This window comes from Roseovarius sp. MBR-154 (genome assembly GCF_053628595.1).
Genome location: NZ_JBRJGR010000001.1, coordinates 243,809 through 265,703, shown reverse-complemented (window position 1 = coordinate 265,703; position 21,895 = coordinate 243,809). Strand labels below are relative to the sequence as shown.

The following is a 21,895-nucleotide window of genomic DNA, read 5'->3' as shown; positions in this document are numbered from 1 at the left end:
TCTCCAGCAGACCGTCCCTAGTCTTTTGCGACAGCCTCGGTCTCGGTGCTGTCTTCGATCTTTTGCAGGCGGATTTCCGGCTCACAGCCCTTGCCGTTGTACCGTGTCACCAAACCTTCGTTGCGGCGCTGGAAGGCCCGCGCCTCGTCGCCTGCCGCACCCTTGAGATCCATGAAGAACAACGGCACCAGCAAGAACGCCCCGGTTGTCCCGGCGACAAGGTTTTGCGCGGTCTTCTGGTTCTTTTCCTCTACCAGCCCCTGGATCGCCTTGGTGTTGGCGTTGATCTCGTTGCGCAGCTCGGCGCAGTTCAGGGCCGCGTCTCCGGGCTGGACCTCGGTCACGGGGTCAGGCTTGCGCCCGGCACATCCCGAGAGAACCATGACCGCGACGAGTGCCGGGACAATGACAGTCTTCATGACTTTTTACCTTTTCAACAGGAGGATAGTGGGCAGCCCATAGCCCGCTCACAATCCCGTGAAAAGGTCGAAAGCTAAGGCGCGCCGCTTTTACGCCCGCCTGCGTCTGCGCCGCCCGCCATCACCGCCAGAGCCGTCGCCATGGGTGTTGAAGGACGGGTTGGGCAGCGACACGATCTTGGCCAGTTCCGGGAACGGGTCGGTCTTGTGCGGGATCGCGTTGGCGGCGACGAAATGCTCCTGGAATTTCGGCTCGATCGCGGTCTCGACCTTGGTGATCTCGCCCACAACGCGCTCGATCTCGCGCCGCGCGGCGACGTTGCAGAGCGCGATACGCGCGCCGGTTCCGGCGGCATTCCCCGCAGACGTGACCTTTGCCAGAGGCACATCCGGGATCATCCCCAGTACCATCGCATGCAGCGGCGAGATATGCGCGCCAAAGGCCCCGGCGAGCACCACGCGATCCACCTTGTCCACCCCGCGTTCGTCCATCAACAGACGCGCGCCCGCATAAAGCGCCGATTTGGCAAGCTGGATGGCGCGGATATCGCCCTGTGTCACGGTAATGCGAGGCCCGCCATGCTCTGTACTGTCATGGATCAGGTAGGCATGGGTGCGGCCCTCGGGGATCATCCGCGCGGTGCCGGTGGCCTCTGCCGAACCGAGCAGGCCACTTTCGTCCAAGAGCCCCGCCATTCGCAGTTCCGCCACCGCCTCAATGATGCCCGAGCCACAGATGCCAGTGATGCCGCCCTCGCCGACCTCGTCGTCGAAGCCGTCTTCGTCCGACCACTTGTCGGACCCGATGACGCGAAAGCGCGGCTCCTTGGTTGCCGGGTCGATGCGGATCGCCTCGATCGCCCCAGGTGCTGCACGCTGCCCCGATGAAATCTGCGCGCCTTCAAACGCCGGGCCGGTGGGGGAAGAGCAGGCCAGAACGCGTGTCTTGTCACCCAGCAGGATCTCGGCATTGGTGCCCACATCGACGATGAGCGCGAGATCCTCGGATTTTCCCGGCTCTTCGCTGAGCGCCACGGCCGCGCAATCCGCCCCCACATGGCCCGCGATGCAGGGCAGGATATAGACCTGCGCGCGCGGGTTGACGGCGGTAAGATCAAGCTCTTTCGCGCCCAAGGTCATGCTGCTCGAAGTGGCGAGCGCAAAGGGCGCCTGCCCCAGTTCCACCGGATCAATCCCCAACAGCAGGTGGTGCATCACAGGGTTGCAGACGAACACCGCCTCGACGATCAGGCTCGCATCAATCCCCGCCTCCTTGGCGATCTCCTCGGCCAGCGTGTTGATCGCATCGCGCACCGCCGCCGTCATCTCCTTGTCGCCGCCGGGGTTCATCATCGAATAGCTGACCCGGCTCATCAGGTCCTCGCCAAAGCGGATCTGCGGGTTCATGATGCCCGAAGAGGCCTTGACTTCGCCTGTCACCAGATCAGTCAGATGCGCGGCGATGGTGGTGGAACCAAGGTCGATGGCGAGACCATAGAGCCCGTCCTCGTGCAGCCCCGGCCAGATTTCCAGCACCTGCGCCGGGTCATCGGCGTGGCCGCGATGCAGGGCCACCGTCACCTGATACTTGCCCTTGCGCAGCACCGGTTGCAGCTTCGAGAGCAGCGTCAGATCGGCGCGGATGGCGTCGATGCCCCATTCAGCTTTCAGCGCCCGCGCCAGCCGTTCCATGTCACCTGTCGGCTCGTGCATGTCGGCCTCCTCGACCTCCACGAAATAGAGCTTGGTCGCAGGGTCCATCTCGATCACCCGGGCCGAGGCGGCCTTGCGCACCACCTGCTTGTGGACCTGGCTTTCGGGCGGCACGTCGATTACCACATCGCCCATCACCTGCGCCTGACAACCGAGACGACGCCCCGGTTTCAGCCCGCGTTTCTGGTCATAGCGTTCCTCGACCTTGTTCCACTCCGACAGCGCCCCCTCCTGCACCGTCACGCCATGCTTGGAAAACTCGCCATAGCCCGGCGTGATCTGGCATTTCGAACAGATCCCCCGCCCGCCGCAGACCGAATCGAGATCGACCCCCAATTGTCGCGCGGCGGTCAGAACCGGTGTGCCCTTCGGAAAGCGTCCGCGCTTGCCCGAGGGGGTGAACACGACGAGAGGATCGGTGGACATCTGGCTGTTCCTGTTGCTGACGCGGATCGGTGACTTGCGCGGAACATAAGCCATATGGTGGGATCGAACAGCCTGCAACCGTCAGAAAATGGCCACGGCGCGGCATCGCACGCCGATCTCTCTCAGAGCCGCGGCATCTGCCAGCCGAAGAGCCAGATCGCCAGCGGAATCGGCGCTGTGGCGATCACGATGGTCAGCACCGTGACCGGAAAGCGGAAGACTCCCGACAGACCCGAGATCAAGGCAATTCCGCCGCCACCGCCGATCACCGAATTGCCGGGAACGTTGATCAGCACGGCGAGGTTCACATAGCGGTATTTGACGATCCAGCCGCAATAGCGCTCCGGCAGAAAACTGTGGACGAAGGCCGCGCGTTCCGCAGGCGGCACCGCCTCGAACCGGGCGATGATATCGGCGGCCCCGGTCAGGTGCAGATCGAGCAGGAACCGGTGCAACCATCGCAGCGGCACGAAACAGCCTACCATATAGGCCAGCGTCAGGCCGGTGGCCGTTGCCAGCCAAACCAGCGGTGCGATCTCGGGCCCGCCCGCCGCCAGCACGCTCAGCCCGATCTCGACACCGGGCACGAAGGGGATGGCGATCAGCAGCGCATAGATCAGCAGCACTGCAACCAGCAGACCCGGCATCGCCCAGCCATACTCGCTCTGCAAAATCCAGCCTTCGGCCCAGACAAAAACCCTGTGCAGAATTACCGCTAGGACCGCGATCAGCACCAGCCGCACCAAGGTGCGCGCCAACCCGATCTTGACTGGCGGGGGCACGGGTGGGGCATGTGCTGGGGTGGCGCTGTCATCCATGCACCGACTCTACGGCTTATGCCGGGGCGCGCACAATCCACCTCACGTGCGGATCACGCTGATTTCAACCAAAAATGGCAAGGGAGCCGCGATACAGCCCCTTTGCCCACATGCTGCTCGGGGCAAGCGGATCAGACCCGGCCCTTCCACGGCACCAGCCAGTTTTCCGCCTTGCGCATCAGGATGTCGATGCCATAGCCGATGATCCCGATCAGGATGATCCCCATCAGCACGATATCGGTCAACTGAAAGCGCGAGGCCACCATGATCATCATGCCTGCGCCCTTTTCGGCAGCCACCAGTTCGGCGGCTACCACCGTGCCCCAGCAGACCCCCATGGCAACGCGTGCCCCAGTAAAGATCTCGGGCAGGCTGTTGGGCACTATCACGTGTCGCATCAACTGCCACTTCGAGGCCCCGAGCGAATAGGCGGCATGCACCTTGGATATCGCCACCCCCGACACGCCCGCACGCGCCGAGATGGTCATGATCCAGAGCGCCGCGAGGAATAGCAGGATGATCTTTCCCGTTTCCCCGATGCCCGCCCAGATGATCACCAGCGGAATGAGCGCCAAAGGCGGCACTGGCCGCATGAATTCCACAATCGGATCGAACCAGCCGCGGAACCAGTCCGACAGCCCCATGGCATAGCCCAAGGGTATGCCAACAGCGGCCCCGAGCGCGAACCCGACGATTACCCGGAACAGTGACCAGTAGAGATGCTCCCACAGAGTGAAATTCTGGTAGCCCTCGCTGGCAATCTCGCCCACGCGCTTGACCACGTCCTCGGGCGGGGGCAGCCAGATCGGCTCCATCTGCATGCCGCCTGCGGGGCTGAAATTGAGCGACCCCTTGGAGGTGACGGCGACCTTGCCCGCCGCGACCGAAACGGTCTCACCCGCGCTCACCGGTTGCCCGTCGATGGCCACGACCTTTGCCCCGTCATCACGGGTGATCTCGTCGTTCTTGTCCATCAGGATCAGTTCCGACCGCCACGCGCCGACCACCGTGGTGTCATTCTTGGCAAACCCATCGCCCGGCTCGATCTCGGGGGCTTCGACCTCTTCGCCTGCCCTGAAGACCCGTACGACCACGGTGGCGTCGTCGCGCTCGCCGTTCGGGGACTCCAGCGTGTACGTGAACTCGGCATCGCCCACGAAGGGGCCGGGGGCATGAACAGGCACCCATTTGGAACCGGTGAACGCCCCCCAGAGAAGGAAGATCGTGACCACGGAGATGACACTTGCCCAACGGTCCGGGCGCACCGCGCTCTCGTCCCCGAAGGTGACGGTTTTGAGCGAGGTGAAATCCTTCATCTGCCGGAACTTGCGCACGCCAAAGCGCACGACAAAGAATGCCGCAACGAAGATCGCAATATAAATGACGAGGATGATCATGCGTCGGCCTCCTCTGTGCGGCCCATGATCTCTTCCTCCATGTCCCAGATCATCGACAGGATCTCCTCGCGCTTGACCCCGAACTCCGGGTTCTTCTTGACCTCGCGCAGATCCTTGCCCACGCCGTCATCGGCAAAGGGCAGGCGGTATTCCTGGTGGATGCGGCCGGGGCGCGGCGCCATGACCAGCAAACGCTCGCCCAGAAGCAGCGCCTCCTCGACCGAATGGGTGATGAGGATGATGGTCTTGCCGGTCTCTTTCCAGAGCTTGAGCACCAGGCCCTGCATCTTTTCGCGGGTCAATGCGTCAAGCGCGCCCAATGGTTCGTCCATAAGGATCACGTCGGGATCATTGGCGAGACACCGGGCCAGAGCCACGCGCTGCTGCATGCCGCCCGACAACTCATAGACCGCCTTGTCCTTGAAATCCTGAAGACCCACCACATCAAGCAGATGATCGACCGTGCCGCGCCACTCCTTTTCACGCTTGCCTGCCATGCGGGGCCCAAAGCTCACATTGTCGCGCACGCTCATCCACTCGAAGAGTGCGCCTTGCTGGAACACCATGCCGCGCTCGGCATCCGGCCCGGTGACCTTGTGACCGTTCAGCGTGATCTGGCCTTCGGTAGGTGCAAGAAACCCGGCGAGGATGTTGAGAAGCGTGGTCTTGCCGCAGCCCGAGGGGCCCAGCACGCTCATCAACTCGCCGGTCCTGAGTTCGAGCGACACGTCCTGAAGTGCCTGAACATGACTGCCATTCGGCAGGTCGAACCGCATCGAGATGTGTTCGATTGATAGTGTCGACATCCCCACCCCCTGTTGTTCTTTGGGTTTGTTGGGCAAAGGCCCGCCCTCGCGTGCGGGGCGGGCCTCGTTGAGAGTGTCTTCTGGGGTCACATGCCGTTGGCTGCAGCCAGCGGTCCTGTGTTGACGTTGCTCTCATAGGTGGCCAGCGCCGAATCGATGCTGCCCGCCTCGACAAAGACCTCGGCCACGCCCTTCATGAACTCCTGCGCGCCGCCGCCCAGCCATTTCTCGGTCAGTTGCTCTTCGACGGTTGGAAACACGAAGGTGTCGATCGTGGCCGCGGTGGCCTCGACATCCATGCCGCTGTCCTTGGCGATCACCGGCAGCATCTCATCGCGATTCGCCGGGTCGGCCCACATCGCGTTGGCCTGCGCCGTGACGGCCAGGAACTTGGCCACCACGTCCGAATTCTCGGCGATGTAATTTGCGGGACCAGAGGTCACGTCAAACACCAGAATGCCCAACTCTTCCTTTTCCGCCCCGGTCAGCAATACGTTGCCATGCTCCTTTGCGCGACGCAGCGAACCGCCCCAGCCACAGAACATGTCAACCGCGCCCTGCGCGATGGCGGCGGCACCCTCGGGCGGCGCCATGTTGACCACTTCCATCGTCGAGATATCGACGCCGAAATGGTTCATCTGCTTGAGAAATCCGTAATGCGCGGCAGTGCCAAGCGGCACGGCGACCTTCTTGCCTTCCAGTTCCTTGGCACTGTCCTTGTCGATCTCCAGCGTCTCTGCGACGACGCAGTTGTCATTGTCCGCATAGCTGACCGCCACATCGACGACCTGCAAATCCTGACCGGCGCTGGTGGCGACCACGAAGGGTGGCACCCCCTGGCTCACCGAAAGCTGGATATCTCCGCTCGCCATCGCCGCGCTCATCGCCGTGCCGGTGTCAAAGGCACGCCAGTTTACCTTCATGCCCATGGCCTCTTCATACATGCCCTTTTCCTTGGCATACTGGAACGGCATCGGCCATTCGAGAAAATAGGCGACGGTAATTTCCGCCTGCGCGGCACCCGCGCTTGCCGCAAACGCCGCGCCAGCGACGGCGGACATCAGTTTTGCCTTAATGTTCATGTGTGTGGTCTCCCGTTGGTTATGTTGACAGGCTTTGCGCCTTCTTAATTGTCCGGCGCGCCGGGGCATGTTTTCCCGACACACCCGCATTGATGAGCCCGACCGGCCCATGGACCGCCCACTGCATGAAAGAGTGAACCCGATCCATGCGTCCCGATCAACGCCATAGTGCAAAGCCTAGAGGCATTTCAGTAAATTCGAAAAGAGGTTTTCGGATCGCCCGAAAGAGGGCGTCGAGGCAGAGGGAAAGGGGAAAACTGCTTTTTTTCAGGGGATTGATTGCGGATCCTCCGCAGATATAGACAATCTGGATATAATTAATGCGTACATTTGGCCCTATTGCGTGCCTAAATTTCAAGGCTGATATGAAGCATGAACAAACGCTGGTACAGTCTTGGCTCCGCGCGCCTGCGCCGGGCCCCAACCTGATGGAGCACCCCATGGACGGTAAACTTCGCGACAATGACATCAGCCACGTGGTCGAGGCGGACCGCGCCCATGTCTGGCATCACCTGATTCAACACGCGCCCTGGACCGGGCCGGACCCCAAGGCCGATCCGCGCATCATCATCGAGGGGCGCGGGATGCGCGTCTGGGACCAGAAGGGCCGCGAACATCTCGACGGCGTCTCGGGCGGGGTCTGGACGGTCAATGTCGGCTACGGGCGCGAGCGGATCGCCAACGCGGTGCGCGACCAGCTCATTCAACTGCCCTATTTCGCAGGCTCTGCGGGCTCGATCCCCGGCGCGCTCTTCTCCGAGAAACTGATCTCGAAAATGCCGGGCATGAGCCGGGTTTACTACACCAATTCCGGCTCCGAGGCGAACGAGAAGGCGTTCAAGATGGTCCGCCAGATCGCGCACAAGCGCTATGGCGGCAAGAAGCACAAGATCCTCTACCGCGACCGCGACTATCACGGTACCACCATCGCCTGCCTCTCGGCCGGCGGCCAGGACGAGCGCAACGCGCAATACGGCCCCTACACGCCAGGTTTCGTGCGGGTGCCGCATTGTCTTGAGTATCGCGCGCAATGGGATCTGGAGGGCGAAGAGTACGGCATCGCCGCCGCCAACGCCATAGAAGAGGTGATCCTCGCCGAAGGCCCCGATACGGTCGGCGCGCTCTGTCTGGAGCCGGTGACGGCGGGGGGCGGCGTGATCGTCCCGCCCGAGGGCTACTGGCCCCGCGTGCAGGAAATCTGCCGCAAATACGACATCCTGCTGCATATCGACGAGGTGGTCTGCGGTGTGGGCCGCACCGGCACCTGGTTCGGCTATCAGCATTACGGGGTCGAGCCCGATTTCGTGACCATGGCCAAGGGCGTGGCCTCGGGTTATGCCGCCATCGCCTGCTGCGTCACCAACGAGCGGGTGTTCGACCTCTTCAAGGACGACGCCACCGACCCGATGAACTATTTCCGCGATATCTCCACCTTCGGCGGCTGCACGGCGGGGCCTGCGGCGGCGCTCGAGAACATGGCGATCATCGAGGAGGAAAACCTGCTCAAGAACACCAACGCCATGGGCGATTACATGCTCGATCAACTGCGCGCGCTTCAGGACAAGCACGCGGTCATCGGCCATGTGCGCGGCAAGGGTCTGTTCCTCGGGGCCGAACTGGTCGCGGATCGCGCGACCAAGGAACCCGCGCCTGAGAAGATGGTGCAGGCCGTGGTTGGCGACTGCATGGCCAATGGCGTGGTGATCGGGGCGACCAACCGCTCGCTGCCGAGCTTCAACAACACGCTGTGCTATTCGCCCGCACTCATCGCCACCAAGGATGACATCGACCAGATCGTGTCGGCCACCGACGCCGCGCTGACCCGCGTGTTCGGCTGAAACGCAAACCGCCCCGACGCTGGATGCTTCTGGGCGGTTCTCGCTTTCAGATCACCACCACATCCAGCGGCGGAAACCCGTTGAACCCGACCGAGGAATAGCTCGACGTATAGGCGCCGCAGGCGCGGATGATGATCCGGTCCCCGGCGCGCAGGCCCACCGGCAGCGCGACGGGGCGTTTCTCATAAAGCACATCGGCGCTGTCGCAGGACGGTCCGGCCAGGATGCAGGGCCCCGTCGCCTCGTGATCGCGATCAGTCAGGAACTGGTAGCGGATCGCCTCGCCCTCGGTCTCGGCCAGCCCGGAAAAGCGCCCGATATCGAGATAGACCCAACGGCACAGATCCTCGTCCGACTTGCGACTGACCAACAGCACCTCGGCGGCGATCATGCCCGCCTCGGCCACCATGCCGCGCCCCGGCTCTGCCATCACGCGGGTGGCCCCGGGAAAGCGCGGCTCGACCATGGCCATCACCTGGGCGGCATAAGCCTCCGGGGCAGCAATCTCGTCGCCGTAAAAGGCCGGAAAACCACCGCCGATATTGATCACCGACAGCGCATGCCCGGCAGCACGCGCCTCGGCCCAGACACCGCCCACCTGATCGAGCGTGTCGCGCCACATCTCCGAACGCCGCGTTTGGCTACCGACGTGAAACGACAGCCCCACGGGCCGCAGGCCAAGCGATGCGGCCTCATCCATCAGCTCCACGGCCCGCTCCGGCGCGCAGCCGAACTTACGGCTGAGCGGCCAGTCGGCCCCCGTGGCCCCCACCAGCAGGCGAATATAGACCTGCGCGCCCGGCGCATGCTCGGCGATCTTCTCCAGCTCCATCTCCGAATCCGCCGCAAAAAGCGTGATCCCTGCCGCATGGGCAAAGGCGATGTCGCTGGCGCGTTTCACCGTGTTGCCGAACGAGATATGCGCAGGCTGCGCGCCAAGGCTCAGGCACAGCTCGATCTCGCCGCGTGAGGCGGCATCGAACCGGCTGCCCTCGGCAATCAGTGTCTCGATCACCTCGCGGGCGGGGTTGGCCTTGACCGCGTAATGGATATCGGCACGGCCAAGCCCCGCCTTCAGCGCACGGTAGTTCTGCGCCACGATCGCGCACGACAGCACCAGCGTGGGGCGGTCGAACGTGTTATGACGGATGAAATCGACAAGGGGCGAGGCTGCAAAAACGGCATCGCCGCCCGCGACGGGGGTTACGTAAGCGTTCATGGTCATCTCCGATCAAGACCCGGGCTTTTACCCGACCAGTTCCAAAAGGAGACGTTACCGTCGCTACGTAAACACGGGTGGCGAACCACCGGCCAGAGGCGCGTGCGTTGGCGTCTATGAAAATCGCAGGTAGGGCTTTGCACCGACTCGCGCAAGAGATTTCTGAGGCCTGCCGAAAATAATCTACGGCCGCGGATATCACGCCATGGCGGGCGTATCCCCGACCACACCGTCGGTGATCAAAAAGGCCCCGAGACGCCCCAACTCGTCACTGCATTTCGCGCCCCGCCCACAGCCCGCCGTGGCCACGCCAACCCGCTCGCTCACCATCTCGATCCGCGCCTCGTCCTCGGGGGTGAATGTGGTCACGCAGGCCACGTGGCTCACACCCAGGATCGCCAGATCGGGCATCCGCTCGCGCAGCTGCGCCTCCAGCCCGGCGGCCACTTCCGGATCACCACCCGAGCGGAACCAGTCGCTGATCTCTGCCCCCGATCCAAGCACGCGATCCACCGGATCACCGCCCATCTTGAGATAGACCCGCCCGTCGGGATACCGGATCGGCGGCAACAGGTATGGCCCGTCGTCATGCGCGTGCAGGTAGATCAGCGGCGGCATTGATGCGAGACGCGCAACCACCTCCTCGTCCACCTCGAAAAGCGCTACCGTGCGCGCCATCACCGTCAGCGGCAGCGGATCGGCGAGCAGCGTGTTGGTATAACCTCCCGCCGCGATCAGCACCCGGTCGGCGCGGATTTCGCCCGCCTCGCTGCGGATGCGCACGCCCTGCCCGTCCTCCTCGACCGCCTCGACCCTCGCACGAAGGATCCGCGCCCCGGCCCGCTCAGCCGCCACGCCCTGCGCCGCGACAAGGGCGCGCGGGCTGATGAACCCCGCTTGCTGCGTCTGGTGAAAGGCGCAGGTTCCGGACGCAAACCGGAAATATCCGAACCGCGCCGCCAGCCCGGCATCATCCAGCCGGTCATGCGGCACGCCGTCCCGCACCGCGACCTCACCGATCCGCTCCATCGGCGCGCTGCCCTCAGGCCCCGCCATGACGACGCCCCGCTCGGTATAAAACCGAATACCGCTCGCCGCTTCGATCTCGGCATAGCGCCCGATCGAGGCACGGCTCACCCGGCTCCAGAACGGCGCGGGATCAAGGCCCCTCGTGATCCGCCCCTCGTCGTAATGGCTGGCGAAAACGCCCCGGTGGCTGGCCTTTTGCTCCGGCTCGTCAGGCCCGATCAGCACCACATCCTGCACCGCGCGCGCCAGATGCCGCGCCGCCGCCGATCCGATTAAACCCCGGCCAATGACCGCAACGTTCATACCCGCCTCCCGCTTGCTGCGCGCATAGTCGAGCGCGCCGCCGCGCCCGCGTCAAGACAGGAAAAGGCCCGGCGCAAATGCGCCAGGGCCTGTCACCTCTCCAAGGTCAGCCGCGTTCAGCGCTGATCGTCCTCGTCCTCGTCATCATCGTCACCCTCCGGCAGGTTGAAGACGCTATCGACGTTGTATTCCTTTTCCGGCGCGTCCTCGTCGTCATCCTTGTCCTGACCGAGGGTGAATGTCTCCAGCCCCTCGATCGCCGTAGGCATGCGCGGCTCGGCCTCGGCCCCGAGGCTCTGCTCGGTACTCAACAGCTTGCGACGCTCATCATCGCTCAGCGCGGCCCCCTCCTTGGCCTTCTTCGCTGCGGCCTTCTGCACGGCGGTATCAAGTTCGGATTGCTTGCACAGGCCAAGGGCGACCGGGTCGATTGGCTGCATTGCGGAGATGTTCCAGTGCGTGCGCTCGCGAATCGAGGTGATCGTCGGCTTGGTGGTGCCGACCAGCTTGGCGATCTGGCTGTCGGCGAGTTCGGGATGGAACTTCACCAGCCACAGGATCGCATTGGGTCGGTCCTGCCGCTTCGACAGGGGCGTGTAGCGCGGACCGCGCCGCTTTTCCTCACCCTGGGCTGCGGCATAATGCTTGAGCTTGAGCTTGTGCAGCGGATTATCCTGCGCGCGGTTGATTTCATCCTGCGTCAACTGGTTGTTCGCAATGGGATCGAACCCCTTGACGCCCGCCGCCACATCGCCGTCAGCGATGCCCTGCACTTCCAACTCGTGCATGCCGCAGAAATCGGCGATCTGCTTGAAACTGATCGTCGTGTTGTCCACCAGCCAGACGGCTGTGGCCTTGGCCATGATCGGCAATGACATGTCTCAGGTCTCCTTTACCCAAATCTTCCCCGGCGCCTGAAAGGCGGTTCCGGCGGGCCGGAACGGTTTCCATTGTCGGGGAACTTGGCCGCTATATACTGCCCTGAACGGCAAAATGAAAGACCAAAGAATGCGCCTTGTCCTGCTGACTTGTCTGGCCCTCACGGCCATGGCCGCCTCGGCACAGACACATCGCGCAGGCGTGTTCGACTATTATGTGCTGCCGCTCAGCTGGTCGCCCACTTGGTGCGCGCTCGAAGGCGCGGCACGCGGCGCGGCTCAATGCGACCCGCAGGCCGATCACGGCTGGGTCTTGCACGGGCTCTGGCCGCAATACCATCGCGGCTGGCCCGAGCATTGCCAGAGCCCTCACCGCCCGCCCTCACGCGCGATGACCCGTGACATGGCCGATATCATGGGCAGCGCGGGCCTCGCCTGGCATCAATGGAAGAAACACGGCACCTGTTCCGGTCTTTCCGCTCCCGGTTACTATACGCTCTCGCGCGAGGCTTACGCCCGCATCACCCGGCCAGAGGTATTCCGAAACCTCAAAAAACCGGTGAAGCTGCCCGCCAGCGTGGTGGAAGAAGCGTTTCTCAAGGCCAACCCGGGATGGCAGGCCAACATGCTGACCATCACCTGCCGCGCGGGCCGCATTCAAGAGGCGCGGCTCTGCCTCTCCCGCGACCTCACCCCGGTGCCTTGCGGGCGCGACGTGATCCGCGACTGCCGCATGAAAGACGCGCTTTTCGCCCCCATTCCCTAAAGCGTTTCAAACTTTTCTGAAATTGCTTGAGGATTTCTTTATGGCCAAAATACTCAAATCCCACCCGTAGCCACGGCTCACAAGACCTGCAGGATAAGCACCACACCCGCCACCGGGACCAGCCCCGCGTGCAACACGTGATCGAACCAGTTGCTGCTGCCAAGGCCCGCCACCCATAACGCCTGCCCCAACACCGCCACCAGTGGCAGGAACAGAGTGCCCGACCACAGCCCATAGGCACAGACAGCCAGGACCATCACCGCCACCGGCACAGGCGCATAGCCCAAACGGTAGATGTCGACCGGCACCACGCCCAGGACCGAGGCGAGAAACCCCAGGTAGGCCAGCAGGAACACCGCCAGGTCCCAGATGCCGAGCGCCTCTACCGGCACGCCCCAAGCCGCCGCCACCTGCCGCAGGGCAAGCGCGGGCAGAATCACACCCAGGGGCGAGATGAGCGCCATCAGCCCGGCCAACGGCCGGGTCCGGCGCGCGAGAAGGGTCAATGCACCGACCGCCAGCCCAATCCCAAGCGCCACATCCGAGCCAGCCCAAGGCCCGGTCAGGGCCTGCCCGACCCAGCCCAGAAGGATGGCGAGCCCGAGCCACTCCAGTGCGCCGGTCATTGCCCCGCCACCCATGCCGCGTTGAACAGATGCACGGCGATGCCGCGTTTCGTGCCGGTGGAATAGGTCAGCGCCACGCTGTCGCCCACCCGGCGCAGCATCGGGTAGCGCCGCGCGCCCGGCCCCCTAAACCGGCGCAGCGCGCGCCATGAGCGCCCGTCATCCTCGGACAGCGACAGGACCAGGTCGCCGGGCGCGTCGGCATCGTCATTCGCCACCATCACCATGCGCCCCGCCCCGAGCCAGAGCGCGGCGACGGGCGCATGCGCATTGGCGCGCTCGGTTGGTATGGGCTGCGTCCAGCTTTGCCCGCCATCCTCGGTCACACTGCGCCAGAGCACGCCAGTCCCGCCCAGATCCCGCAGAAAGGCCACGGCGCGGCGGGCGTCGAGCGGCACGATCATCGGCTGTATGAGCCGCGCCCCCGGCGCGCGCAGGCGGCGACGATCTCGCACCCGCCCCGCCGCATCAAGCCGGACCAGCACGCCATGGCACCATCCCATCTCGAAATAGGCGGGCAGGGCAGGACTGCCGCCTTCATAGGCCAGCATCGGCGATTTCACCAGAAAAGAGCGGTTGAGCATCGGCGAGAGGTTGAGCTTGCGGGCGCGCAGCGGCCCGTCCGGCCCCACCTCGACATCGGCAATCGCGGCCATCGCCCATCCGCCAAGAGAGACCGGCGTTGTATAAAGATGCCCCGCCCGTCCCTCGTTCTCGATGGTGTTGCCGAGGGTCACGACACGCTGCGAGGGGTCGAACGCGGCCTCCAGCCCGGCGCGCGTCAGGACCGGCCCCGGGGGGGAGGCGCGCCACCCGCTCCCGTCCTGCCGGATCTCGACCCCGTGGATATCAACATCTGCCGCCGCCTCCTTGCTGCCCTGGAACCAGAGCACGTCAAAGCCCCCCGCGCGCAGCACGATGGCGGGCGCATGCGCCTCGCCCTCAGGCACCTGGTATTCGAAAACGGTCTCGAAGCGCGCAGGCACCGCCACGGGCAGCGGTGTGGGCAGGGCAAAGCGCCACTCCAGCGGCGCGTCGCGCAGGATCGCCACCACGGTCAGGCACAGGCTCAGCGCCGCAAGGCCCAGAACTGTCAGGGGCACGAGGCCCAAATCAACCGACCTTCAGAACGATCTTGCCTATATGCCCGCTCGATTCCATCCGCGCATGCGCCGCCGCCGCCTCGGTCAGGGCAAACTCGGAATCCATAACCGGCGCAACCTTGCCCGCCTCCAGTAGCGGCCAGACATGGGCGCGCAAGGCCTCGGCGATCCGCGCCTTGGCCAGGTCGCTTTGCGGGCGCAGCGTGCTGCCGGTGATCGTCAGCCGCCGCATCATCACCTGAGCGAAATTCAATTCCACCTTGGGCCCCTGCAGGAACGCGATCTGCACCAGCCGCCCGTCATCGGCGAGCGCCTTGACATTGCGCGGCAGATAATCGCCGCCCACCATATCGAGGATCAGATCGGCCCCGCCTTCGGCCTTCAACACCTCGACAAAGTCCTCCTCGCGGTAATTGATGGCCCGTTCCGCGCCCAGATCGGTGCAGACCCGGCATTTTTCGGCACTGCCTGCGGTGGTGAACACCCGCGCCCCGAATTCACGGGCCAGTTGGATGGCCGTTGTGCCGATACCGCTTGATCCGCCATGCACCAGAAACCGCTCACCGCCCTTCAGGCCGCCACGCTGAAAGACATTCGACCAGACGGTGAAAAACGTCTCAGGCAGGCAGGCGGCCTCGCGCAGACCCAATCCCGCCGGAATGGGCAGGCAATGTGCGGCGGGCGTGGCCACGTACTCGGCATAACCGCCACCGGGCAACAGCGCGCAAACCTGATCGCCGATGGCCCAATCGCCGACACCCTCGCCAAGCGCCACGATCTCGCCCGCGCCTTCCAGCCCCGGCAAATCGCTTGCCGTGGGTGGCGGCGCATACATACCCGCGCGCTGTAACGCATCGGGGCGATTGACCCCGGCATAGGCCAGCCGGATCACCACCTCGCCCGCGCGCGGCGCAGGAACAGTCCGCGTGGTCGGCTGCAACACCTCCGGCCCGCCTGCCTCGGTGATCTCGATTGCCTGCATGGTCTCGCTCATCGTCTGTCCTTCTTTGCTTCAGTTTGGTCCGGTCCAGCGCCCCGGCATGCCGGTCTGTTGCCGCGCCTGCGGCGCGCGCACACGGCCGAGAAAGGCCAGCGGCCCGGCCATCAGCCCCGACACGACCCGGTTCTCGCGCGCCTTCGCCTTGAATTTCTCGATCTGCATCACATCCTCGATGCGACGGTCAAGAAACTCCCAGGTGCGCGCGCTGCCGTCGCTGTCATCGCCCAGCCAATAGAGCACCGTCGCCCCGTAGACACCCGACAGCGTGGCGCGTTTCGTGTACCAGTTCACGTCGCCCGAGGTATCGCCAAGCGCGGTCCAGATGTGATCGCAGGTCTGCCAGATCGCTTTCGCACCGTCGGCGGCGTGATTGGGCAGGGAAAAGAGCGTGGTGCCGCGCCGCACCAGTTCGCGGTCCTCGACCGCCTCCAGCCGCGCGCGCACGGCAAACGCCACCCGGTCGCGAAAGCGCATCGCGCTCAAATCGGTCTCCTCCAGCCGCCGGAGCATCGCGGCATCGCCCTCGGCATGATAGGCCAGCGCCAAGTCGACCGCCCCGCGCGGGCAGATGGCGGTGACCAGACCAGGCGCGATATCGGCATCCTGCGCGGCCAGCCTCAACGTGGTCTCGCTCCATCCGTCAAACGGCACATGCGGCTTGGCGGCCTCCAGAAGACGGCTCATCAGATCGGTATCGGGCATCGGTTTTCCTCTCTGCGGCGCACCCTAGACAACTCCGGGACGCTTTGCTATATGAACGCTTCCTGCAATCTTGCAACTTTAACTTAGGAAGGTGGTGACACCACATGCAGGTTAGTGTTCGCGACAACAATGTCGATCAGGCGCTCCGCGCCCTGAAGAAAAAACTGCAGCGCGAAGGCGTTTTCCGCGAAATGAAGCTCAAGCAACATTTCGAGAAACCGTCCGAGAAGAAAGCGCGCGAGAAGGCCGAAGCGATTCGCCGTGCCCGGAAACTGGCACGTAAGAAAGCGCAGCGCGAAGGCATGCTCTGAGAGCTTTCCCCGCAGTTTCTCGCGGCACGAGTTGACGACCCCCGGGCATCCGCTTCGGGGGTTTGTCGTTTTTAGGCGTCTGATTTTCTGGTCAGCGGCAGGCCATCGCCCTGTCAAACCCGTCCGGTATCGCCTCGATGTCCAGCGTGCGGAGTGAAAGACGATCACCCTCAAATTCGACCGCGACAAGGGTGTGAAACCCGGCATCGGCCAACACCATCTCGGGCCCTTGCCCACAGTCGCGCAAGCCACCCCAGATCACCTCGTCGCCGATCCGGTGGTTGGTCACTCCGCGCAGGCTGGCAATCTGTGTGAGCCCGCCGGGGGCCCAGCTCCAGACGCGCAGGGTCTTGCCCAGATGCGGCGTCTCGACATAGGCGATATCAGTCACGCCGTCGCCGTTGAGATCGGCAATCGCGGCAGGGGCGAGCCAGCGAAACCGCGTGCCGATATGCGGCGTGGCGGCGAATTTCACGAGGCCGCCCCGGCGCGGCGTGTAAACGGCCAGTTGCGCGCCCTGGCGCGGGCTCGATTCGACCAGCACCACGTCGTTCTGCCCGTCGCCATCGGCATCGACGACACGCGGTGCGATATCCTCGAAGACATGGTCGGGGTCGGGGCCATCGCGCAGATCGAGCCGTATCTCGCGGCCCGTAGCATCGCGCACCGCCAGCACGCGGCGCTCGGGGATGGTGCCCATGATGCGATGCGGATAGCTGTCGTCGGGGGCCTCAAACCGCGCGGCGGCGATGCCTGCGCCGGGGGCGGTGACCCATGCCTCCCCGGCCGCGCCCGCCGTGGCGAGCGTGGCCCCGAGCGCGGCGATGAGGACCGCCGCGCGCATTGGCTCAGATCTGCTTTTCGGGCATCTGCACCACGAGACCGTCAAGCGCGTCGCTGACCTTCAACTGGCAGGTCAGGCGCGAGCGCACGGCGTCGGGCTCATAGGCGAAATCGAGCATGTCCTCTTCCATGTCGTCCTTGGCGGGCAGTTTCTCGACCCAGTCCGGCGCGACATAGACATGGCAGGTGGAGCACGCACAAGCCCCGCCGCAATCGGCCTCGATGCCGGGGATGTTGTTGTCGCGTGCGCCTTCCATCACGGTGAGGCCATTGGCGACCTCGACCTCGTGGCGGGTTCCGTTGTGCTCGATATAGGTGATTTTGGCCATACCCGGCATGCTCCCTTTCATCGCGTGTCACGAGGCTACCTAGCCAAGCGCCCCGTCCGAGACCAGCCCCATTTGTGACGCGGGTGCAAAAGAGTTGCGACAAATCGTGTATGTTCTATATTTGTTCTTATGACATATCCTTTGCCCCTCCCCCCCTCTGCCCTTGTCGCTGCGCGGCTCGACGCGCCGCGCCCGGGCGCGCGGGTCACGGTGGCGGGGCTGGTCCTGTTGCGCCAGCGTCCGGGCACCGCGCAGGGCGTGGTTTTCGTCACGCTGGAGGATGAAACCGGGGTGGTGAACGTGGTGATCTGGCGCAAGGTGTTCGAGCGGTTTCGCCGTGCGATCATCGCCGGGCGGCTGTTGCGGGTGACCGGGCGGGTGGAGCGGCAGAACGGCGTGGTGCATGTGGTGGCCGATCTGATCGAGGATCTCTCGCCGCTGCTCGACCGGTTGAGCGATCCGGACTGCGCGCTTTCGCAAGGGGCCGAAACCGGTTAAGCTCCGTGCAAAAGACCGCCCCACCGAGGCCCGAGCCGATGATACGCCATTCCCTCCATGCCGTTCTGGCCATCCTGACCGTGCTGTTCCTCATCGGCTGTCAAAGCACCCTGTCCAATCCGTCAGAGCCCGCGCTCGTCACCCGGCAGGGCGAGGCCCCGCCGGGGGCACCCCCCGGCACCTGCTGGGGCAAGCATGTGACCCCGGCCGTGATCGAGACGGTGACCGAACAGGTCCAGACCGCACCGCCGGAGATGGACGAGACCGGCCGCGTGATCCGCCCTGCACGCTACGTAACCGAGACCCGGCAGGAGATCGTCAAAGAACGTACCGCCACCTGGGTGGAGGTGCCTTGCGCCGACCTGCAAACCGCCGATTTCATCGCCTCGGTCCAACGTGCGCTGATCGCGCGGGGGCTCTACAAAGGGCCGGTGACAGGACGTATGGACGCCCGGATGCGCGCTGCCATCCGGCGCTATCAGGCCCCGCGCGGGTTCGACAGTGGCATTCTCTCGCTGGAAACGGCGCGCGAGCTGGGATTGGTAGCGGTGGAACGGCCCGAAGCGTGATGGAGTGGCGACTGGCCACACTCAGCTGTGACTATACGTCCGTCCCGGCCTGCGTTATGCCTGCGTCATGCGCCTCTTTCTTCTGACCGCCCTCACCATGATCGCGTTTGCCGCCAATTCGGTGCTGAACCGGATGGCGCTCGCCGGTGGCAGTATCGACGCCACCAGTTTCGGCACAATCCGCCTGATCGCGGGGGCGGTGATGCTGGCCGCGCTCTGCCTGGTCCTGCGCGGGGGTCTGCATTTAAAGGGACCGGGGCGCGTGGCGGGGGTGCTGGCCCTGCTGGTCTACATGTATGGCTTTTCCACCGCCTATACCGTGCTCGATGCGGGCTTGGGCGCGCTCATTCTCTTCGGCGTGGTGCAGATCACCATGTTCGTCGGCGGCCTTGTCGCGCGTGAGGCGATGCCGCCCCGTCGCTGGAGCGGCGCAACGCTGGCCTTCGTCGGTCTCGCCTGGCTGCTCTGGCCTGGCGCGGGACCGCAGATCAGCGTGCCGCATGGGTTGATGATGGCCGCCGCGGGCGTCGGCTGGGGTATCTATTCGCTGACCGGGCGGCTCAATACCGACGCGCTTCAGGCGACGGCGGCCAACTTCATCTTCGCCGCGCCGCTCGGGTTGCTGATTGGCTTTGCCCTGCCCCTCGGGCCTCAGGGCACGCTGCTCGGGACCGAGGGAATCGTGCTCGCCATCGTCTCGGGGGCTGTCACCTCGGGGCTTGGCTATGCGCTCTGGTATCAAGTGTTGCCGGGGCTCGCCTCATCGGTCGCGGCGGTGGCGCAGCTGACCGTGCCGGTCATCGCGATGGCGGGCGGCATGGTCTTTCTGGGCGAGAGCCTGAGCCTGCAAATCATCCTCGCCAGCGTGCTGGTTCTGGGCGGTGTCGCGATCTCGGTGCTGCCTTTCAAGGCGTGACCAGTACCTCCAACGGATCGTATCCCATGCCCCGCGCAAAGGCGACCCGGCAGAGGCTGTCGGGCTTCACCCGCAGTCCCGCCATCTCGTCATGCGTGACCCAACGACGGCGGCTGACTACCCCTTCGGGATCGCGCCACTCCTCACTCAGCGCGCCCGCCGATACCCGACAGCGAAAGAACACCTCGACCTGATGAAACCCGGTCTCAGGAGCGTGAAACTCGTTGATCAGGCAGGGCGGGCCCACCTCGATCACCAACCCGGTTTCCTCATGAACCTCGCGCCGCAGGTTTTCGGGCAGCGACGCGCCCGCCTCCACCCCGCCGCCCGGCGCACACCATAACGTGCTGTCTGCGGCGGCAAAGGCATTGACCAGCAACAGCCGCCCCTGCTCGACGATCACGGCGCGGGCGGCAAGGCGGGGGCTGGGCATGGACGCTCCTGTCATGGCATGAACCGCGCCGACTATGACCGCGCAGCGCCACTCCGGCAAGCCGACCGGAATGGGGCTTGTCTTTCCCCTGCCCGTTGGGCCAGCCTGCGCGCAACAACGGAAAGGATCGGGCATGACCCAAAACACGCGCCATGGCGGGCAATTGCTGGTGGACTGTCTCGTGGCGCTTGGCGCGCGGCACTCGTTCGGCGTGCCGGGCGAAAGCTATCTGGCGGTGCTTGACGCGCTGCATGACACCGCCGGTCAGCTCGATTTCACGCTCTGCCGACAGGAGGGCGGTGCCGCCTACATGGCCGCCGCCTATGGCAAGCTGACCGGCCGTCCCGGCATCGCTTGGGTCACGCGCGGCCCGGGTGCCACCAATGCCTCGATCGGGGTGCATACCGCGATGCAGGACAGCGCGCCGATGCTCCTGTTCGTGGGGCAGGTGGCGACCTCCATGAAGGGGCGCGAGGCGTTTCAGGAACTCGACTACCGCGCTGTCTTTGGCAGCATGGTCAAATGGGCGGTCGAGATCGACGATGTCGACCGCATCCCCGAGATCACCGCCCGCGCGTGGAAAACCGCCCTCACGGGCCGCCCCGGCCCGGTGGTCGTGGCCCTGCCCGAGGACATGCTGACGGCCACCACCTCGACGCCCCCCCTCACCGGCCCCGGCCACTATCCCGAGGCAGAGCCGAGCGCCGAGGCGATTGCCAGAACCCGCGACATGCTCGGCGCGGCCAAGCGCCCGCTCATCCTCTATGGCGGCTGCAACTGGTCCGCCGCGGGGCGTGGGGCGCTGCAATCCTTTGCCGAAGCCTCCGACATCCCCGTCGTCTCGATCTTCCGCTACCAGGACAAGTTCGACAATCACTCGCCCTCTTTCTGCGGCGAGGCAGGGGTGGGCATGATGCCCCATGTCCGCGCGCTGATAACCGGCGCCGACGTGATCCTCGCGATCAACAATCGGTTTGGTGAAAATTCCACCGATGGCTATTCCGCCCTGAGCGTGCCGCAGCCCGCGCAACGCCTGATCCATGTCCATGCCTCTGATCTGGAACTGGGCAAGGTCTATCAGCCGGAACTGGGCGTTCAGGCCGGTGCCAACGCCTTCATCCGCGCGCTTGATGCGGCGGGCCCCGTGCGCGGCGACTGGTCCGACTGGCGCACCGAGGGGCGGAAATCTTACGAGGCCGCATTTGACCTGCCCGATCAGCCGCCCCCCGTCGATATGGGCCGCGTCACCGCCCATCTGCGTGAGGTGCTGCCCGAGGATGCGATCATCACCAACGGCGCAGGCAATTTCGCGATCTGGTCCGGGCGGTTCCTGAAATACGGGCGCGACATGCGACTGCTCGCCCCGCAATCGGGCTCGATGGGCTATGGTATCCCCGCCGCCATCGCCGCCAGGATCGTGCATCCCGAGCGCCGCGTGGTCTGTTTCGCGGGCGACGGCGATTTCCAGATGAACTGTCAGGAACTCGCCACCGCCGCACAAGCAGGCGCGCAGCCGGTGATCCTGATCCTCAACAACGGCATTTACGGCACGATCCGCGCCCATCAGGAACGCAACTATCCCGCGCGCGTGTCGGGCACCACCATGGTCAATCCCGATTTCCCGGCTCTCGCGCGCGCCTACGGCTTTCATGCCGAACGCGTCGAAACCACCGAGGATTTCGCCGCCGCCTTCGCCCGCGCCTGCGCCTCGCCCACCGGGGCGGTGCTCGATCTCGCGATCTCGCCCGAGGCGCTGACCCCGCGCATGACGCTGAGCCAGATGCGCGCGTCGGGGCTGGAGAAGGTAGCGAAGGGATAAGACTCGGAACGACCGGGCCGCCGCTGGCACAACCCGCAACGTCGCTATTCAC

Annotated in this window: 23 protein-coding genes; 7 read left to right on the top strand and 16 right to left on the bottom strand. The window is 64.8% G+C overall.

Going from position 1 to position 21,895, the window contains the following annotated elements:
* Nucleotides 1–17: 17 nt before the first annotated feature.
* From ACSSV4_RS01280 to ACSSV4_RS01255, 6 genes are all read right to left on the bottom strand, one after another.
* Nucleotides 18–419, bottom strand: a complete 402-nt coding sequence (locus ACSSV4_RS01280) for a hypothetical protein (RefSeq protein ID WP_454272958.1) — start codon at nucleotides 417–419, stop codon at nucleotides 18–20.
* 90 nt (nucleotides 420–509) lie between these two features.
* Nucleotides 510–2,558: an ASKHA domain-containing protein gene (locus tag ACSSV4_RS01275; RefSeq protein WP_454272957.1), complete on the bottom strand. Its 2,049-nt coding sequence runs from the start codon at nucleotides 2,556–2,558 to the stop codon at nucleotides 510–512.
* Nucleotides 2,559–2,680: 122 nt separating this feature from the next.
* On the bottom strand, nucleotides 2,681–3,376 hold the full coding sequence (locus ACSSV4_RS01270) for a hypothetical protein (RefSeq protein ID WP_454272956.1): 696 nt from the start codon (nucleotides 3,374–3,376) through the stop codon (nucleotides 2,681–2,683).
* 131 nt (nucleotides 3,377–3,507) lie between these two features.
* Nucleotides 3,508–4,773 carry an ABC transporter permease gene (locus ACSSV4_RS01265; protein ID WP_454272954.1) on the bottom strand — a complete coding sequence of 422 codons (1,266 nt, stop codon included), beginning with the start codon at nucleotides 4,771–4,773 and terminating at the stop codon, nucleotides 3,508–3,510.
* Entirely contained in the window at nucleotides 4,770–5,579 is an 810-nt protein-coding gene (locus tag ACSSV4_RS01260; RefSeq protein WP_454272952.1) for a taurine ABC transporter ATP-binding protein, read from the bottom strand. The genes ACSSV4_RS01265 and ACSSV4_RS01260 overlap by 4 nt, the downstream gene beginning before the upstream one ends.
* Nucleotides 5,580–5,665: 86 nt before the next feature.
* On the bottom strand, nucleotides 5,666–6,661 hold the full coding sequence (locus ACSSV4_RS01255; protein WP_454272950.1) for a taurine ABC transporter substrate-binding protein: 996 nt from the start codon (nucleotides 6,659–6,661) through the stop codon (nucleotides 5,666–5,668).
* A gap of 440 nt (nucleotides 6,662–7,101) precedes the next feature.
* On the opposite strand from ACSSV4_RS01255, the gene ACSSV4_RS01250 reads away from it, so the two are divergent.
* The gene (locus tag ACSSV4_RS01250; protein ID WP_454272948.1) at nucleotides 7,102–8,499 is read left to right on the top strand and encodes an aminotransferase family protein; all 1,398 of its coding nucleotides are present in this window, start codon (nucleotides 7,102–7,104) and stop codon (nucleotides 8,497–8,499) included.
* Between the two features lie 46 nt (nucleotides 8,500–8,545).
* Here ACSSV4_RS01250 and ACSSV4_RS01245 read toward each other — a convergent pair whose 3' ends face one another.
* From ACSSV4_RS01245 to ACSSV4_RS01235, 3 genes are all read right to left on the bottom strand, one after another.
* Nucleotides 8,546–9,718 carry a type III PLP-dependent enzyme gene (locus ACSSV4_RS01245; protein ID WP_454272946.1) on the bottom strand — a complete coding sequence of 391 codons (1,173 nt, stop codon included), beginning with the start codon at nucleotides 9,716–9,718 and terminating at the stop codon, nucleotides 8,546–8,548.
* A gap of 198 nt (nucleotides 9,719–9,916) precedes the next feature.
* Entirely contained in the window at nucleotides 9,917–11,050 is a 1,134-nt protein-coding gene (locus ACSSV4_RS01240) for an NAD(P)/FAD-dependent oxidoreductase (protein WP_454272944.1), read from the bottom strand.
* Between the two features lie 116 nt (nucleotides 11,051–11,166).
* Nucleotides 11,167–11,928, bottom strand: coding sequence for a DUF1013 domain-containing protein (locus ACSSV4_RS01235; RefSeq protein ID WP_454272943.1), 762 nt, complete (start codon nucleotides 11,926–11,928; stop codon nucleotides 11,167–11,169).
* A gap of 115 nt (nucleotides 11,929–12,043) precedes the next feature.
* On the opposite strand from ACSSV4_RS01235, the gene ACSSV4_RS01230 reads away from it, so the two are divergent.
* Nucleotides 12,044–12,694: a ribonuclease T2 family protein gene (locus tag ACSSV4_RS01230; protein WP_454272942.1), complete on the top strand. Its 651-nt coding sequence runs from the start codon at nucleotides 12,044–12,046 to the stop codon at nucleotides 12,692–12,694.
* A gap of 77 nt (nucleotides 12,695–12,771) precedes the next feature.
* Here ACSSV4_RS01230 and ACSSV4_RS01225 read toward each other — a convergent pair whose 3' ends face one another.
* From ACSSV4_RS01225 to ACSSV4_RS01210, 4 genes are read right to left on the bottom strand one after another with little or no spacing between them, the layout of a single operon-like run.
* Entirely contained in the window at nucleotides 12,772–13,320 is a 549-nt protein-coding gene (locus tag ACSSV4_RS01225; RefSeq protein WP_454272940.1) for a hypothetical protein, read from the bottom strand.
* Nucleotides 13,317–14,423, bottom strand: a complete 1,107-nt coding sequence (locus ACSSV4_RS01220) for an exo-alpha-sialidase (RefSeq protein ID WP_454273385.1) — start codon at nucleotides 14,421–14,423, stop codon at nucleotides 13,317–13,319. Before ACSSV4_RS01220 ends, ACSSV4_RS01225 begins: the two co-directional genes overlap by 4 nt.
* Before the next feature lie 10 nt (nucleotides 14,424–14,433).
* Entirely contained in the window at nucleotides 14,434–15,417 is a 984-nt protein-coding gene (locus tag ACSSV4_RS01215; protein WP_454272938.1) for an NAD(P)H-quinone oxidoreductase, read from the bottom strand.
* Between the two features lie 18 nt (nucleotides 15,418–15,435).
* The gene (locus ACSSV4_RS01210; protein WP_454272937.1) at nucleotides 15,436–16,125 is read right to left on the bottom strand and encodes a COQ9 family protein; all 690 of its coding nucleotides are present in this window, start codon (nucleotides 16,123–16,125) and stop codon (nucleotides 15,436–15,438) included.
* Between the two features lie 104 nt (nucleotides 16,126–16,229).
* Between ACSSV4_RS01210 and rpsU the strand changes: the two genes are divergently transcribed.
* The gene (gene rpsU / locus ACSSV4_RS01205; protein WP_008207378.1) at nucleotides 16,230–16,436 is read left to right on the top strand and encodes a 30S ribosomal protein S21; all 207 of its coding nucleotides are present in this window, start codon (nucleotides 16,230–16,232) and stop codon (nucleotides 16,434–16,436) included.
* 91 nt (nucleotides 16,437–16,527) lie between these two features.
* Here the strand turns inward: rpsU and ACSSV4_RS01200 are convergent, their stop codons facing one another.
* The gene (locus tag ACSSV4_RS01200) at nucleotides 16,528–17,280 is read right to left on the bottom strand and encodes an FG-GAP repeat domain-containing protein (protein WP_454272936.1); all 753 of its coding nucleotides are present in this window, start codon (nucleotides 17,278–17,280) and stop codon (nucleotides 16,528–16,530) included.
* A gap of 4 nt (nucleotides 17,281–17,284) precedes the next feature.
* The gene (locus tag ACSSV4_RS01195; protein WP_050662369.1) at nucleotides 17,285–17,608 is read right to left on the bottom strand and encodes a 2Fe-2S iron-sulfur cluster-binding protein; all 324 of its coding nucleotides are present in this window, start codon (nucleotides 17,606–17,608) and stop codon (nucleotides 17,285–17,287) included.
* 129 nt (nucleotides 17,609–17,737) lie between these two features.
* Here ACSSV4_RS01195 and ACSSV4_RS01190 point away from each other — a divergent pair, with 129 nt between their 5' ends.
* The 3 genes from ACSSV4_RS01190 (at nucleotide 17,738) to ACSSV4_RS01180 (ending at nucleotide 19,591) form a co-directional block, all read left to right on the top strand.
* Nucleotides 17,738–18,106 carry an OB-fold nucleic acid binding domain-containing protein gene (locus ACSSV4_RS01190; RefSeq protein WP_454272934.1) on the top strand — a complete coding sequence of 123 codons (369 nt, stop codon included), beginning with the start codon at nucleotides 17,738–17,740 and terminating at the stop codon, nucleotides 18,104–18,106.
* Between the two features lie 38 nt (nucleotides 18,107–18,144).
* Complete coding sequence (locus ACSSV4_RS01185; RefSeq protein ID WP_454272932.1) at nucleotides 18,145–18,675, top strand: peptidoglycan-binding domain-containing protein; 531 nt, start codon at nucleotides 18,145–18,147, stop codon at nucleotides 18,673–18,675.
* A gap of 67 nt (nucleotides 18,676–18,742) precedes the next feature.
* Entirely contained in the window at nucleotides 18,743–19,591 is an 849-nt protein-coding gene (locus ACSSV4_RS01180; RefSeq protein ID WP_454272930.1) for a DMT family transporter, read from the top strand.
* On the opposite strand, the gene ACSSV4_RS01175 is transcribed toward ACSSV4_RS01180, so the two are convergent.
* The gene (locus ACSSV4_RS01175) at nucleotides 19,581–20,024 is read right to left on the bottom strand and encodes an NUDIX domain-containing protein (RefSeq protein WP_454272928.1); all 444 of its coding nucleotides are present in this window, start codon (nucleotides 20,022–20,024) and stop codon (nucleotides 19,581–19,583) included. The two genes, ACSSV4_RS01180 and ACSSV4_RS01175, sit on opposite strands and share 11 nt — an antisense overlap.
* Nucleotides 20,025–20,157: 133 nt before the next feature.
* Here ACSSV4_RS01175 and ACSSV4_RS01170 point away from each other — a divergent pair, with 133 nt between their 5' ends.
* A complete protein-coding gene (locus ACSSV4_RS01170; RefSeq protein ID WP_454272926.1) occupies nucleotides 20,158–21,843 on the top strand; it encodes a thiamine pyrophosphate-dependent enzyme in 1,686 nt (561 codons plus the stop codon).
* Nucleotides 21,844–21,895 lie beyond the last annotated feature (52 nt).